The 15,027-nt window shown below is 67.8% G+C and carries 14 protein-coding genes and 1 tRNA gene; 7 read left to right on the top strand and 8 right to left on the bottom strand.

Features of this window, described 5'->3' with window-relative positions; all coding sequences use genetic code 11:
- Positions 1-15 precede the first annotated feature (15 nt).
- Both LTV02_RS20045 and LTV02_RS20040 read right to left on the bottom strand, forming a co-directional pair.
- Entirely contained in the window at positions 16-915 is a 900-nt protein-coding gene (locus LTV02_RS20045) for a TOMM precursor leader peptide-binding protein (RefSeq protein WP_233041415.1), read from the bottom strand.
- Between the two features lie 155 nt (positions 916-1,070).
- Entirely contained in the window at positions 1,071-2,570 is a 1,500-nt protein-coding gene (locus LTV02_RS20040; protein WP_233041414.1) for a zinc-dependent metalloprotease, read from the bottom strand.
- A gap of 85 nt (positions 2,571-2,655) precedes the next feature.
- Here LTV02_RS20040 and LTV02_RS20035 point away from each other — a divergent pair, with 85 nt between their 5' ends.
- Positions 2,656-3,681, top strand: coding sequence for a YlbL family protein (locus tag LTV02_RS20035; protein WP_067716117.1), 1,026 nt, complete (start codon positions 2,656-2,658; stop codon positions 3,679-3,681).
- A 61-nt stretch (positions 3,682-3,742) separates the two neighbouring features.
- Here LTV02_RS20035 and LTV02_RS20030 read toward each other — a convergent pair whose 3' ends face one another.
- Positions 3,743-4,348 (bottom strand): PPA1309 family protein, encoded by a 606-nt coding sequence (locus tag LTV02_RS20030; protein WP_067716114.1) that lies wholly within the window; start codon positions 4,346-4,348, stop codon positions 3,743-3,745.
- A 223-nt stretch (positions 4,349-4,571) separates the two neighbouring features.
- On the opposite strand from LTV02_RS20030, the gene LTV02_RS20025 reads away from it, so the two are divergent.
- Complete coding sequence (locus tag LTV02_RS20025; RefSeq protein ID WP_233041413.1) at positions 4,572-7,568, top strand: UPF0182 family protein; 2,997 nt, start codon at positions 4,572-4,574, stop codon at positions 7,566-7,568.
- Positions 7,569-7,774: 206 nt separating this feature from the next.
- Here LTV02_RS20025 and LTV02_RS20020 read toward each other — a convergent pair whose 3' ends face one another.
- The gene (locus LTV02_RS20020; protein ID WP_233041412.1) at positions 7,775-8,302 is read right to left on the bottom strand and encodes a transglycosylase family protein; all 528 of its coding nucleotides are present in this window, start codon (positions 8,300-8,302) and stop codon (positions 7,775-7,777) included.
- Between the two features lie 499 nt (positions 8,303-8,801).
- On the opposite strand from LTV02_RS20020, the gene LTV02_RS20015 reads away from it, so the two are divergent.
- A tRNA-Met gene (locus LTV02_RS20015) sits at positions 8,802-8,875 on the top strand.
- Between the two features lie 72 nt (positions 8,876-8,947).
- On the opposite strand, the gene LTV02_RS20010 is transcribed toward LTV02_RS20015, so the two are convergent.
- Together LTV02_RS20010 and LTV02_RS20005 are read right to left on the bottom strand one after the other, a co-directional pair.
- Positions 8,948-9,379 carry a type II toxin-antitoxin system Rv0910 family toxin gene (locus LTV02_RS20010; RefSeq protein WP_233041410.1) on the bottom strand — a complete coding sequence of 144 codons (432 nt, stop codon included), beginning with the start codon at positions 9,377-9,379 and terminating at the stop codon, positions 8,948-8,950.
- 68 nt (positions 9,380-9,447) lie between these two features.
- Entirely contained in the window at positions 9,448-10,500 is a 1,053-nt protein-coding gene (locus LTV02_RS20005) for an LLM class flavin-dependent oxidoreductase (RefSeq protein WP_233041408.1), read from the bottom strand.
- Between the two features lie 55 nt (positions 10,501-10,555).
- Here LTV02_RS20005 and LTV02_RS20000 point away from each other — a divergent pair, with 55 nt between their 5' ends.
- The gene (locus LTV02_RS20000; protein ID WP_233041406.1) at positions 10,556-11,053 is read left to right on the top strand and encodes an SRPBCC family protein; all 498 of its coding nucleotides are present in this window, start codon (positions 10,556-10,558) and stop codon (positions 11,051-11,053) included.
- Positions 11,054-11,641 carry a TetR/AcrR family transcriptional regulator gene (locus LTV02_RS19995; RefSeq protein WP_233041405.1) on the top strand — a complete coding sequence of 196 codons (588 nt, stop codon included), beginning with the start codon at positions 11,054-11,056 and terminating at the stop codon, positions 11,639-11,641.
- A gap of 29 nt (positions 11,642-11,670) precedes the next feature.
- Here LTV02_RS19995 and LTV02_RS19990 read toward each other — a convergent pair whose 3' ends face one another.
- On the bottom strand, positions 11,671-12,474 hold the full coding sequence (locus LTV02_RS19990; RefSeq protein WP_233041403.1) for an MBL fold metallo-hydrolase: 804 nt from the start codon (positions 12,472-12,474) through the stop codon (positions 11,671-11,673).
- 6 nt (positions 12,475-12,480) lie between these two features.
- Positions 12,481-12,954 (bottom strand): grhN, encoded by a 474-nt coding sequence (locus LTV02_RS19985; RefSeq protein WP_233041402.1) that lies wholly within the window; start codon positions 12,952-12,954, stop codon positions 12,481-12,483.
- 108 nt (positions 12,955-13,062) lie between these two features.
- On the opposite strand from LTV02_RS19985, the gene LTV02_RS19980 reads away from it, so the two are divergent.
- Positions 13,063-14,196 (top strand): helix-turn-helix transcriptional regulator, encoded by a 1,134-nt coding sequence (locus LTV02_RS19980; protein WP_233041401.1) that lies wholly within the window; start codon positions 13,063-13,065, stop codon positions 14,194-14,196.
- A 36-nt stretch (positions 14,197-14,232) separates the two neighbouring features.
- Positions 14,233-15,000: a trans-aconitate 2-methyltransferase gene (locus tag LTV02_RS19975; RefSeq protein WP_233041399.1), complete on the top strand. Its 768-nt coding sequence runs from the start codon at positions 14,233-14,235 to the stop codon at positions 14,998-15,000.
- Positions 15,001-15,027: the final 27 nt, after the last annotated feature.

Genomic DNA, 15,027 nt, shown 5'->3' with positions numbered 1-15,027 from the left:
CGCCAGTGGTATCCATCACATTCCGCTCTCGCGGCTATCATCGTGCGATTCCGGGCCCGGCTGTGGCCGCGAATCGCACTCCGCGCAGAAGTCGCAGCGCGGGTGCGGAGTCCAGGCCCGGCGCTCGAGACGGTGAGAATCGAGGTCCAGTTCGAGGGTGGTGTCCAGGGTCGCGGGTGCGTGATCGCCGCCGCTGTAAGCGATCGTGTCGATCTCCTTGAGCGCCACGGCGGCCGTCGCGTCGAGGTCCGGAAGCGGCGCGCAACCCACCCGCCCCAGCAATTGCGCGGCCAGCAGCGGCCAGTCCGGATCGCGATCGCGGCGGTGCAGATCCGCGCAGCGCAGACAGCTGGTCTCGCCCGGCAACACCAGCGGGCCGATTACCCCGTGGCCGTCACGAATGCACAGCGACAGGTGCGGCACGCGCTCGCGCATCAGGTCCCGGATCAGACCGGGTTCCGGCATCAGCGCATCGGTCAGTACGACCAGATCGGGCGGGTCCGCCGCCGGGCATTCGATCGGGTACTCGCGAATATGCCGGGGCCGCAACCCCATTCGAACCAGCCCGTCGAGCATGCGGTCTGCCAATGGCCCGCGCCCGTGCACGGTCACCCGCCGCAGCCGCGAACGGGCCGCCTTATGTGCCAATAACCCCGCCGCGTCCAGCGCGGCGAGCAATGCCCGGGTCGCCTCGGAATCGATGCCCAATGCGTGTGCCCGCCAAGAGATTTCGGGCGCGGTATGCATCCCGTCGAGCAACGCCAGAAACGCGGGCCCGCTATGCGGTGGACCCGGCGGCCGCAACAGCACGGCGGTACCCGGATCCCACCCCAGCTGAACGGCCCCGTCCGGCCGGTGCAACACGGTGATTCGAGGATGCAACAGCGGTCCGCGGGTCCCGGCGAGCTTGGTCATGCCGCCAGTGTGCGCCGCCCGAGAGACGGAAAATCCCGCGAAAACGCTTGTTCATCAGCACTTTCGCGGGTTATCCACAGGTTCGCCGAGCGATGCCGCCGCACGTCATCGGGTGGTGCGGCTCCGGGTTCGAGTAGCGGCGGGCCGTCCAGGAATCAGGAGGCGTTGCCGCCCTTGTCGCCGGGCTTGCCGGAGTCACCCTCGGTCTCGCCCGGCTTGCCGGAGTTGTCCTCGGCCTCACCCGGCTTGCCGGAGTTCCCCCCGGCCTCGCCTTCCGGCTCCGCCTTGCCTTCCTTGGCCAGCCGCTCCCGCTCCAGGGTCTCGGCCAGCTGCGCCAGCGGATCGTCGAAAGCCGTTGTCCCGCCGCCCAGTACCGAATCGATGAACCCGGCCGGCGAATCCAGATCGTTCGAATCGGGCAGCAGGTCCGGGTGCGCCCAGACCCCGTCCCGCTTCTCCACCCCGGCATCGGAGGTCAGCCGCCGCCACAGCGCCGCCGCCTCCCGCACCTTGCGCGGCCGCAGTTCCAGCCCGACCAGGGTGGCGAAGGTCTGCTCGGCCGGACCACCGGTGGCGCGGCGGCGGCGCAGCGTCTCGGCCAGCGCGCCCGCACCGGGCAGCCGATCCGACACCGCGTCGGTGACCACGGTCTCCACCCAGCCCTCGATCAGCGCGAGCAGCGTCTCCAGGCGTTCCAGCGCCGCCTTCTGCTCGGGCGTGGTCTGCGGTTCGAAGGTGCCCTGCGCCAGCAGTTCCTCCAGCTTGGAGGGATCCTGCGCCAGCTGCATGGGATCGAGTCCGGCCGCGGCCTGTTCGATCGCCGAGAAGTCCATCTTGATGCCGCGCGCGTAGTCCTCGACCGCGCCCAGCACCTGCTGGCGCAGCCACGGCACATGCGCGAACAGCCGCTGATGCGCGGCCTCGCGCGCGGCCAGGTACACCATGATCTCGCTCTCCGGCTGTTCCAGTCCGGCGCTGAATTCCGAGATGGCCGTGGGCATCAACGCCGCGGTGCCGTCGGGACCCAGCGGCAGGCCGATATCGGTCGAGGTCAGCACCTCCTTGGCGAGCTGGCCCAGCGCCGAGCCGAGCTGCGAGCCGAAGGCGAGTCCGCCCATCTGGCCCAGCATTCCGAACATCGGGGCCGCGAATTCCTTGGCCTCGGCCGGCAGCGTGGCCGTCCACATGCCCGAAACCTGTTCGGCCACCGGATCGCAGAGCCGCTTCCAGGTCGGCAGCGTCTCCTCGATCCAGTCGTTGGCCGTCCAAGCCGCGGTCTTGGTGGCGCCGGCCGGGAAGTTGGTCACCGGGTCCAGCCACAGTTCCGCCAGATGCGCGGCATCGGTGACGGCACTGCGCGCCCCCGAGCTGAGCGGCGTGACGCTGGCGCCGAGCTGCTGGCGCGCCAGGCGTTTGGCGATGTCGTAGTTCACCGGACCGCTGGACGCCGCGCCCGGCTGGCCCATGCTGGAGAACATGGCGCCGAGCTGGCTCAGCATCTGACCGAGTTGCGACGGATCGAATCCGCCCGCGCCACCCGGACCGCCCACCGCGAATCCGAACGGGTTGTTCGCACCGGAACCGCCCGACCCGTCACCGGGCTTGCGCTCCGGGTCGTCGTCGCGGTTCGAGAATCCGAACGGGAAGTCAGTCATAGAGACCACGGTACTGGAGCCCGGAAGTGAGCGAACCGCCGAGCGGAACGCGGCATTCGGCCGCCGCACCAGTACCCTTGGCCGCGTGAACCGTCGGATATTCACCCTGCTCGCCGCCTTGATCCCGATCTTGGCGCTCGGAATCGCAGGCAGCGTCGTCACCGTCCCGTTCGTGGCGCTCGGACCTGGGCCGACGTTCAACACACTGGGCACGGTCGACGGAAAACAGGTGGTCGAGGTGCAGAATGCGCAACTCGATCCGACCACCGGCAATCTGAATATGACGACGGTCTCCGTTCGCGACGGGCTGAATATCTTCGAGGCGTTCGGACTGTGGCTGGACGGTGATCACGGACTGGTGCCGCGCGCCGAGGTGTATCCGACCGGTGTGCCGAAAGACACCATCGACAAGAACAATCAGCAGGAGTTCAAGGATTCGGAAGACAATGCCGAACTCGCGGCATTGCGCTATCTGAAAATGCCGACCGTGGTGCGGGTGCGCGCGGTGCTCGACGACGGGCCCGCCAAGGACGTGCTGCGCAAGGGCGACGATCTGGTGAGCGTGGACGGCAAGCCGATCGGGACCGCCAAGGATGTGGTGGCGGCGGTGTCGACGGTGAAGCCGGGGACGACCATCCCGGTGGTGTTCCGGCGGGACGGGGCCGAGCAGACCGCGGAGGTGACCCTGGCGCCCAAGCCGGAGGACGCCAACAAGGGGTATCTCGGCATCGTGCCGGGCGAGTTCGCCAGCGGGCCCATCCAGGTGGACTTCAACCTGGCCGAAATCGGCGGTCCGTCAGCGGGTCTCATGTTCACCTTGGCTTTGATCGACAAGCTGACGCCGGGGGAGCTGTCGGGCGGGAAGTTCGTGGCGGGCACCGGGACCATCGATCCGGAGGGCAAGGTCGGCCCGATCGGCGGCATCCAGTACAAGATGATCGCCGCGCGCGAGGCCGGCGCCGAGACCTTCATGGTCCCGGCCGCCAATTGCAACGAGGCCGTGCAGCGCACTCCCGACGGCCTGCGCCTGGTCAAGGTCGAAAACCTCGCCGGCGCAGTGCAATCGCTGGAGGACATCAACGCCGGTAAGGACGCCCCGACCTGCGGGTAGTAGTACCTACGGATATGCCCCGCTGCCGGTGCGGCGGGGCATATCCGTGTTCGGGGATCGCTCAGGCGAATTCGTCGGGGTCGTTCTCGAGGGTGTGCTTGAGGGCCTCGACGAGGTTCGGGGCGAGGTTGGGCGCGGTGCGCAGATCGAGGTCGCCGAAGGGATCCTCCTCGTCCTCGGTCGGCCGAACCTGCAGCAGCGACAGCGAAGTCCCGTCCCGCAGCACGCCCGCGAAGAGCCGCGCATCCCGGCGTTCCGGATGCTCGGCCGCCGCCTGCCGCCCGGCCCGATCGGCGGCTTCGTCATCGGCGAGCAGCGGCGCGATGGCCTCGTCCAGGGACTGTTCGGCCGCGGGCGGCAGCACCACGATCTGCTGTACGAGAACACAACCCTCCACCGACGGCGGCCAGCTGGTGGTAGCCAGGTATTCCTCCATGGCGTGCCGATCCACCGCCACGTCGTCCGGGAACGCCTCCTGCGCAATGGGAGTCAACGCGTTCTCCGCGTCCAGCTGATCCAGCAGGGACGGCTCGGCGGCGACCAGGTCGGCCGTCGGGACCAGGGCGAACATCTGCGGCGCCCGGTCCCATCCTTCACCGTCCACATACTCCGCGACTTCGCGAATACACCGGTACAGGGCCGACGCCGCCCACTGCTCAGGGTTCACCCGACAATCCTCGCATCGCGCCCGGACCGGGTTGCCGCGGCCCTGTACGGAGTGCGCGGCCGCCCGGGGGATCGGAGAGTTCCCCATCCCTAGGCTCTAATTCCGGGCGTTTTACGTAGAGTGGGGCGCGAACGGTCCCGTGGGACCGAACTCATCATCGGACTGCGGCGCACCGGCCGGTCATCCCGGCGCGGGCGTCGCCGGACCCTGGGAGAGTGGCATCGTGGGCATGCGCCCCCCGACCGGCTTACCTTCGTTGTCGCGACGCAGCCGTGTGCTGTTGGTGACGGCCTTGGCGTTGGCGGCTCTGTTACTGGTCGGGCCTCGGCTCACCGACGCCTATACGAATTGGCTCTGGTTCGGGGAGGTGGGATTCCGCGGTGTCTACCACACGGTCCTGCTCACCCGGATCCTGTTGTTCCTGATCGTCACCGTGGTGGTGGCGGCCATCATCTGGCTGGCGCTGTTGCTGGCCTACCGCTCGCGCCCGGTGTTCGTGCCGGTGAGCGGTCCGGGTGATCCGATCGCCCGCTACCGCACCACCGTGATGAGCCGGCTGCGCCTGTTCGGCATCGGCATCCCGCTGGTGATCGGCGTGCTGTCGGGCCTGGTGGCGCAATCGAGCTGGGTCACGGTGCAGATGTTCCTGCACGGCGGCTCGTTCGGCGTGAAGGACCCGCAGTTCAATATCGACGTCGGCTTCTACGCCTTCGATCTGCCCTTCTACCGCATGGTCCTGAACTGGCTGTTCGTCGCCGTGGTGATCGCCTTCTTCGCGAACCTGGTGACGCACTACGTGTTCGGCGGGCTGCGGCTGGCCGGGCGCGAGGGCACGCTGAGCAATTCGGCGCGCATCCAGCTGGCGGTGCTGGCGGGACTCTTCGTGCTGCTCAAGGCGATCGCGTACTGGTTCGACCGGTACGCGCTGCTGTCGAGTACGCGCAAGGAGCCGACCTTCACCGGCGGTTCGTACACCGATATCAACGCGGTGCTGCCGGCCAAGCTGATCCTGCTGTCCATCGCGGTGATCTGCGCCATCGCCTTCTTCGCCGGGATCGTGCTGCGCGACTTGCGGATTCCGGCCATGGCGGCGGTGCTGCTGGTGCTGTCCTCGGTGCTGGTCGGCGCGGTGTGGCCGCTGCTGGTGGAGCAGTTCTCGGTGCGCCCGAACGCGGCCACCAAGGAATCCACCTATATCGAGCGCAATATCGCGGCCACGCGCGATGCCTACGGGATCACCTCGGACAAGGTCACCTATGTGGACTATCCGGGCGTGGCCACCAAGGATCCGGTGACGGTGCCGGCCGATCAGCAGACCATCAAGAACATCCGGGTGCTGGACCCGAACCTGCTGACGCCCACCTTCATTCAGCGCAACCAGCAGCTGCAGAACTTCTACGGCTTCCCCGATCCCCTCGACATCGACCGCTACACGGTCAACGGCGAGGTCGGCGACTACGTGGTGGCCGCGCGCGAACTCCAGCCGCAGAACCTGGCCGACAACCAGAAGGACTGGATCAACCAGCACACCGTGTACACGCACGGCAACGGTTTCGTCGCGTCCCCCGCCAATCGCGTGAATCAGGCTCCGCCCAAGGACACCCAGCAGGCGCAGGCGGCGGCGGGCAGTGACTCGGGCGGTCAGGGCGGCTTCGGCTACCCGGTCTTCAATGTCGGCGACCTGTCCACGGTGAGCGACCTGTTCACCGCGAAGGACAAGGAAGCCATCCCGGTCGACAATCCGCGCATCTACTTCGGTGAGCTGATCTCCAAGGGCGAGTCCGACTACGCCATCGTCGGCGGCAACAACCAGCCGCCGCGCGAGTACGACAAGCCGGACGCGCAGTACACCTACACCGGTTCGGGCGGCGTGCCGATCGGCAACTGGTTCAACCGGTTCGCGTTCGCGGCCAAGTACGCCGAGCGCAACATCCTGTTCTCCGGCGCCATCGGTTCCGATTCGAAGATCATCTTCAATCGCAATCCGCGTGAGCGCGTGCAGCAGGTGGCCCCGTGGCTGACCGCCGACGGCGATGTCTACCCGGCCGTGGTGGACAAGAAGATCGTCTGGATCGTCGACGCCTACACCACCCTCGACAGCTACCCGTACGCCCAGCGCACCTCGCTGGACGGCGTGGTCGAGGACAGCATCGACCAGACCACCGGCCGGCTGGTGCCGCGCAAGGAGGTCTCCTACATCCGCAATTCGGTGAAGGCGACCGTCGATGCCTACGACGGCACGGTGAAGCTGTTCCAGGTGGATCAGACCGATCCGGTGTTGAAGGCGTGGATGGGCGTGTTCCCGGACGCGGTGCAGCCGGAGAGCGCCATCAGCGATGACCTGCGGGCGCACTTCCGCTACCCGGAGGACCTGTTCAAGGTGCAGCGCGAGATGCTGGCGAAGTACCACGTGGACGATCCGCGAGAGTTCTTCACCAACAACGCCTTCTGGTCGGTGCCGAACGATCCCACCCAGGAGGGTGCGGCCGCGGGTGCGCATCAGCCGCCGTACTACCAGCTGATCGGCGATCCGAAGACCGGCAAGGCGGCGTTCAACCTGACCAGCGTCATGGTGGGTTACAAGCGCAACTTCCTGTCGGCCTATATCCAGGCGCATTCGGATCCGGACAACTACGGCAAGTTGACGGTCTTGAGGTTGCCCGCCGATTCCGACAGGCAGACACCGGGACCGGGCCAGACGCAGACCTCGATGACGACCAACGATGAAGTGTCGAGGGACCGGAACCTGTTGACGGGCGGCAATGTCAACAAGATCAAGTACGGCAATCTGCTGACGCTCCCGGTCGGCGACGGCGGCATCCTCTATATCGAACCCTGGTATCTGGAACGCAATACCGCCGGCACCAACGCACCGTCCTTCCCGCAGCTGGTGAAGGTCCTGGCCAGCTATCGCGACAAGGTCGGTTACGGGTCGACGGTCGAGGAAGCGCTCAACAAGGTGCTGCCCGGAACCGGCAGCGCCGCAACGAATCAGCCGGGTCAGCAGACCCAGCCCCCGGCGAACCAGGGCGCCAACCCGCCCAACCAGGGCGGCACCACGCCACCGGCCACCACCGGCCGGGACGCCGCGGTCAAACAACTCGACGATGCGCTGAAGGCGGTCACCGCCGCGCAGAAGTCGGGTGACCTGGGCCAGCTCGGCAAGGCCCTGGAGGCGTTGCAGACAGCCGTGGACGCCTACAACAAGTCCGGCGGATAGCCGCTTCCGCCAGTGGAACGAAAGGCGCTGCCGTCTCCGTTGACGGCAGCGCCTTTGTTGTTGTCACCTGCGCGACAACTGATTTCGTGAGGTTCGGGGTAACTCACCGGGGACGTCCGAAGTAGTTTCGGCTCTCAACGCGGGCACGCGTCCCGAGCGGGAGGCGGCACTCAGCCGTGCGCTGAAGTCCCGGAGAGGCGGAACAGCTAGCGACCCCAGGACTCGATGAGAGCGGCGTTCTGCTGCAGGACCGACTGGTACTGGTCCTGGACGCCGAACTGGTTGGCGAGATCGCCGGCGACGTTCTTGGCCTGCTCGATCATGGCCTGGCGGTCGGTCACCTGGACCGGGGCCGGAGCGACGGGCTCGGGCTGCGGCTCGGGCTCGGAGACGCCCGCGCGCAGGTACTGGCCGCAGACCGGCCAAGCGCCGACGCCCTGGGTGGCGAGCACGTTCTCGGCCACCCGGATCTGCTCTTCCTTGCTGGCATTGTGCGCCGAGCCGGCGCCACCGTTCGCGGCCCAGGTGCTCTGCGAGAACTGCAGGCCGCCGTAGTAGCCGTTGCCGGTGTTGATGCCCCAGTTGCCGCCGCTCTCACACTGGGCGACGCCGTCCCAGTCGTGGGCCGGGGCCGCCGAAGCGGTTGCGGAGAAGCCGAACGGGACGGCAACAAGGGCGCCGGTGACGGCGGCGAGGCCGAGGACGCGGGTGTTGAACTTCCGGTTCTGTTTCATAGCGATGTCCCTCCCTGTGCCCGCTGACCTCGGCATTCGCTGCCGGTCCCTGTCCCCAGGAGTCGGGGTACTCGACCGCGGGACAGGGTTGCCGGCGTGCAGCGGTTCGAGTCGGAGCCCATCACAGGTTTGATCCGGGCCGCTCCTGACGATAACGACTGGATCTCGGCAGATCACGTCTTGATAACTTCAGAATTGCATGAAGCGAATGATGATAAAAACAGCGTTGATGCAGGTTGGCTATGCTGTAATTGCATAATCCGAACGGTCTGTTATATGCCCGTGATGTGACCTGATTCACTGTGAAAATGTGACATCAGTCACGTTTTCCGGCCGATTTTTGGTCGACGCGCGCGTGAAACGCCCTCGATTCACCTTTTCGGGCGCCTCCGGAATCGACCATGATCGCGTTCCAATGTCTGGTCACACCCGCGAAACCCGCCCTTGACCAGCCGATTTGGTTCCTTCTCCGACCCGTGTGTAATGTTGTGTTCACCGACGCGGGGTGGAGCAGCTCGGTAGCTCGCTGGGCTCATAACCCAGAGGTCGCAGGTTCAAATCCTGTCCCCGCTACTACAGCGAAAGGCCCGGAACCATCAGGTTCCGGGCCTTTCGCCTTTCTATCGATCACCGCCTGGCCGAGACTCAGCCGTAGAGCTGTACGAACCGATCCAGCGACCGCTCGACGTCGCCCCGCAGTGCCCGCGCCACCGCCGACCCGATGGGCCCGAACAACGGTGCCCCGCCCAGGTTGAAGTCGGCCGTCACCTTCGATCCGGCCCCGTTCGCCGCCACTCGCAACTCGATCCCGAACTTGGTCCCGCCGATCCCCGCACCCTTGAGCACCAGCCGATTCGGCGGCTCGGCCGTCTCCACCACCCAGGTAACCCGATTCCGGAACCCCTTGACGGTGGCGACACCGACCAATCGGGTGCCGGGTGTCAGCCCCTCGGGCACCGGCCCCCGCCACCCCTCGTGCAGGGTCAGCCACTTGTCGAGTTCGGGCAGGTCGGAAGCGTGCGCCCAGGCCTGATCGGGCGGAATCGGAACATCAACGGACACCTTGAGCTTAGCCACGAACCCGATGGTATCTGTTACAGCATGTAGCACTGATGGCGCGTCCAGCTGCGTCGGCGACCGCCCTGTCAGGCGCGGATCAGGTCGAGGAGTCGCCGCAGCGTGACCAGCTGCTCCTCGAACGGGGTTTCCATCTTCGCCAGCAAGGTCGAGATCCCGGCGGCCCGGTAACCCGCCAGGCGTGCGGCGATGGTCTCCGGCGTGCCGACCAGGTTGGTGTGGCTGCCGAGCTCCAAAGGCACTGCGCGGCGGGCTTCGTCACGATTGCCGGATTGCCAGAGCTCGGCCACGCGCTCGACGGCCGGGCCGTAGCCGAGGCGGGTGAAGGCCTCGTTGTAGAAGTTGCGGCCCGCCGCGCCCATCGCGCCGATGGTGAAGGCATAACCTTCGGCGTGGCGGCGAATGCGCTGGGCCGCATCGGTTTCGTCGTCGGCGAACTCGACGGCCACCGGGGCGATCAGGTCGAGATCGGCGAGCGTGCGCCCCGCGGATTCGGCGCCCTCGCGGAGCGGATCGAGGAAGACCCCGGCGGCCTCCGGGATGAAGGCATTGCCCAGCCAGCCGTCGGCGGCCGCGCCGGTGAGGCGCAGGTTGGCGGGGCCCATCGAGGCCACGTAGATCGGTACGTCGCGGGGCGCGACCATGGGGCGCAGGGCGCGGCCGGCGCTGTCGGGCAGCGGGAGGGTGTAAACCTCGCCGTCGTAGGCGAGGGGTTCGCCGCGGCTGATCATCCGCACGATCTCGATGGTTTCCCGGGTCGTGCTCACCGGTTTCCGGAACCGCACCCCGTGCCAACCCTCCATCACCCGCGGCCCGGAGACGCCGATGCCCAGCCGGAAGCGCCCGCCCGAGAGTTCCTGCAGGCTGAGCGCCGAGGTGGCGAGCAGGGCGGGGGAGCGGGAGCCGAGCTGAACCACGAAGGTGCCCAACCCGATCGAGGTGGTCTTGGCCGCGAGATAGGCGAGGCCGGTGAGGGCGTCGTAGCCCCACACTTCCGGGACCCAGAGCGAGGTGACGCCGAGCTTCTCGGCTTCCATCGCGAAGTCCGCCGCGCCGGGCAGGCGGGGTTCGATGGCGACGCCGACCTGAAGCGGTTTCCGTGTGGGCTGCATTGCGACCATGGACTATGTTATAGATCATAGAAACTGTTGCTGGGAACCCCCGAAAGGTTTCACCGTGCGCTATCGCGACCAACCGACCGTCGAGGTCTCCGAACGTGTCGCCTGTACCCCCGCCCAGGCGTGGGCGCTGGTCACCGACATCACGCTGCCGTCCCGCGTCTCCGAGGAACTGGCGACGGTGGAATGGCTCGACGGCGCGGACCGGGTCGAGGTGGGCGCGCGGTTCCGCGGCACCAGCAAGCACGATGCGCTGGGCGCCTGGAGCACCGAATGCGAAGTGATCGAGGTGGAGCCGGAGCGGCGCTGGGTATGGGCGGTGCACGGTCCCGAAGGCGTCAGCGCCACTTGGGGTTTCGAGATCGATCCGGCAAGTTCGGCCGTGATCGTCCGGCAGTGGGGCCGGATGGGTCCGGGTGTCTCGGGCCTGAACATGGCCATCACCGCCATGCCCGAGAAGGAGGCGCGCATCGTTGCCAACCGGCTGGTGGAGTGGGAGCGCAATATGCGCGCCAACCTGGCCGCGGTGAAGGCGGAACTGGAATCGGAGGCGTGAGTGGCGCGCGGTGAGACCAAGCGGAAGATGCTGGTGGGCGGCGTCGAACTGCTGCGGGAACGCGGTTCGGCGGGCGTCACCATCGACGCCGTGCTGGCCCGGACCGGTGCGCCGCGCGGTTCGGTCTACCACCACTTCCCCGGTGGGCGCAGGCAATTGCTGAGCGAGAGCCTGCAATTGTCCGCCGACGCCATCGCCGCGCTCATCGAGCGATCAGCGCCGGGCGGCCCGCAGGAAACCCTGCGCGCGTTCGTCGAATTCTGGCGAAAGCTGCTGTCCGCCGGTGATTTCCACGCCGTCTGCCCAGCTTTCGCGGTCGCGGTCGGCGGCACCGAGGACGATCGCGCCCTGCACGCCGAGGTCGCGCTCATCCTGGCCCGCTGGCGCACGGCGCTGACGGCCTCGCTCACCGACGCCGGCGTACCACTCGCTCGCGCCGAAAGCCTTGCCAACCTGATCCTTTCGGCGATCGAGGGCGCGATCGTCCTCTGCCGTGTCGAACGTTCGCTGCAACCCCTGGAGCAGGTCGCCGCCGAACTGAAACCGCTGCTGCTCGCGGCGGCGGGCAACGCACGCGAGCAAAGCTAGGATCGAAACACCCACCACGGCAAGATGTTTCAGGCGGGTCCAGTCGGTTCGAAGGTGGCGAGCAGTTGCTCGAGCGCGGCCTGGTCGGGCCCGACGAACGGGCTCGCGTCCGGCACCGCGGTGAGCATGTCCAGAAACTCGGCGGTGCGCCCGGTCGCGGGCGGCAGGTGCGTGCCGAGAATTCTGCCGGGATCGAATGCCCGCAACGCGTACACGGTTTCGAGGTACTTGCCCCGATCCACGCTGTGCACCCAGGGACTGTCCACGGTCGCCCACAGCGTCTGCCGCTCACACAATTCCGCCTTGCCGAGATACCCGACATCGGGGCAGGTCGCGAGTTCCGCCGACGGCATGGGCGCGCCGAAGCAATCCGAACTGAAGCAGGTCCCCGTCAGCTCGTCGTAACAGCCTGTGGTCGAAGGATTGTCGAACAACGGCGGCCGGAAGGCGGTCAGCCGGCGGTCGCCGACGTCCAGGGACTGCCCCGGGTTCAACAGGTAGATCCGCTCCATCGGCAGCGGACCCTCCATCGACATGAGTCCCATCCCGAGAAAAGTCGTGATCAATCGGGCGTGCGGGGCGGCGTCGAGCAGTCCGCGCAGCGCCCCCGTGTGATCGCGATCCGGGTGCGTGATCCAAATCCATTCCAGGTCGGCCGGATCCAGCACCGAGCCCAGCGCGTCCAGGAATTCCCGCCCGGGCAGCCCGGTATCGATGAGCACCGGCTCGGCCGCGTGTAATACGAAGGCATTCACCGGCACGAACCCGATGCCGGGCACCGGCTGACAGTCGCCGAGCACACTGATATCGCGCCCGATCCTGTTGATTTCCATGGGATCTCACTCCTCGTCGAAGTCGACGCGGATCATCCCGCGTGCGATGGCCGACAGCTCCGCGGCGCTCGGTTCGTGCCCGCGGCTCACCTTCAACCCGAGTTCGAACGGCGAAGCGCCGTGATCGAGCGCCTGCCGCAAGGCCGCGCCCAACTGCTCCGGCGTCGGATGCAGCAGCACCGCGCGCCCGCGCCGGACCCGCCCCTGCCGGGTGACCGTGACCGGGGCGGGATCGGTGAAGTTCAGCCGCCACGCCCGCTCGGTGAACACCGTCGGCACCCCGTCGATGGTGTGCAGGCAGATCGGCACCCGCAGGGTCTTCCCGCTGCGGCGCCCGGTGAATTCGAGCAGCGCTTGCAGGCGGAAGCGCCGGCCGAGCCGCGGATCGGCGAGGATCCGCCGGACCGCCGGGTTGATCACGCGCATCAGCGCCGGCGGCGGCGGGGCCAGCCGGACCTTGGGTTTCGTTGTCGTAGTCATCGCGATCTCCTCCTGTCCGATAGCGATGACGTTAGGAAGCCGCGGTCCGCGCCGGAATACCAGAAACATGGCATTTCCCGCCGGTGCGCCGGGTCGTACGGTGGGTTGATGAGCGCGGATAGCTACCGGCGCGCAGCGGACAAGATCACCCGGCTGTGCGCCGAACCGCGCGATCTGGTGTCGCTGTGGCAGGCGACGACCGAGGTGCTCGCGGACGCCGTGCCCCACTACTGGACCCCCTGCTTCTACACCCTGGATCCGGCATCGCTGCTGATGACCAGCCACTTCCATCACGGCCTGGACGAGTTCCCGGGCGAATGGCTGGTCAGCGAGTACTACGCCGACGACGTCAATCAGCTTGCGGACGTGGCCCGTTCGCCCTCCGGCCTGTCCACCCTGCACGAGGCCACGAACGGCGACCCGTCCAGCAGCCCGCGCTGGCACCGCAATATGACGATGGGCGGCGACCAGGAAATGGTCACCCGCCTGGGGACACGATCCGGCGAGGTGTGGGGCGCGCTCGCGCTGTATCGCGCACCCGGCGAACCCCTGTTCTCCGCCGCCGAGCAGAGTTTCGTGCGCACCGTCTCGCCCGCGCTCGCCGAAGGCGCCCGCGCCGCCCTGCTGCTGGGCCAGGCCCGGCAACCCGACTGTGCCGACGCGCCCGGCCTGCTCATCCTCGACCGCGACGGGAATATCGAATCCAGTACGCCCGGCGTCGATCGCTGGCTCGCGGAACTGCCGGACGGCGACCAGGATTCGGGACGCCTGCCCTCCTGCGTGCTCACCCTGGCCGGCCGTGCCCTCCGTGCCGCCGACCATCCGGACCGCGGCGAGATCACCGTGACCCGGGTGCTGTCGCATGCCGGGACCTGGGTGGTCCTGCACGGCGCCTGCCTGAATTCGACCGGCGACCGGCGCGTCGCCGTCATCATCGAGCCCGCCCACCCCGGCCGCCTGTACCCGCTGCTGATGTCCGCCTACGGCCTGACCGAACGCGAGAAGGACGTCACCCGCCTGGTGCTGCAGGGCGCGTCCACCTCCCAGATCGCCACGGAGCTGGTGCTTTCCGCGTACACCGTGCAGCAGCATCTCAAGAGCATCTTCGACAAGACCGGCGTCCGCAGCCGCCGCGATCTGGTCGGCAAGGTCTTCTTCGCGCACTACGAGCCGCGTCTGCGCGACAACGAACGCCGCGCCCTCGACGACCGGCCGTTGCGCGGCGAACCCTGGCTGTCCTGAACTCCGGCCGCGCCCCGCGCGACTAGCGTGGCGGTCATGTGGGATCCGAAGCAGTACCTGGCCTTCGACGATCATCGCGCCCGGCCGTTCTTCGATCTGATCGATCGGGTGCGCGCCGACCGCCCGCGCCGGGTGGTGGATTTGGGCTGTGGCCCCGGCAATCTGACCGTGACGCTCGGTGAGCGCTGGCCCGGAGCCGAGATCGAGGCTTCCGACGCCTCACCCGAGATGGTCGCCGCCGCCCGCGCCCGCGGCATCGAGGCCGAGCTCGAGGATGTCCGGGATTGGCGGCCGCGCGCGGACACCGATGTGGTGGTTTCCAACGCGGTATTGCAATGGGTGCCCGGCCATCAAGATCTGCTGGTCCGCTGGGCGGGTGAGCTGCCCGCCGGTGCGTGGATCGCCTTCCAGGTGCCCGGGAACTTCGACGCGCCATCGCATCTCGCCATCCGCGAGCTCGCGGGGACCACGGCCTGGCGCGAAAGGCTGGCCGCCGCGAACTTGCTGGAACCCCGCGCGGTCCTCGACCCGGTGGGCTATGCCGGGCTGCTGACCGCGGCGGGCTGTGCGGTCGATGCCTGGGAGACGACCTATCTCCAGCGCCTGACCGGTCCGGACCCGGTGCTGGAATGGGTCACCGGCACCGCGCTGACTCCGGTCCGCGAACTCCTCGACGCTGCCGAATGGGCGGAATTCCGGGCGGAGCTGGCCCCCATGCTGACCGCCGCGTACCCACCGCAACCCGATGGCACCACCTGGCTTCCGTTCCGCCGGGTTTTCGTGGTGGCGCGAACCGCCGGGTAGACCCATCGCGGTACCGGTGTACCCCAT

The sequence above is a fragment of the Nocardia yamanashiensis genome (assembly GCF_021183565.1).
GTDB classification, from domain to species: domain Bacteria; phylum Actinomycetota; class Actinomycetes; order Mycobacteriales; family Mycobacteriaceae; genus Nocardia; species Nocardia yamanashiensis.
This window is presented reverse-complemented; position numbering and strand designations above follow the sequence as displayed.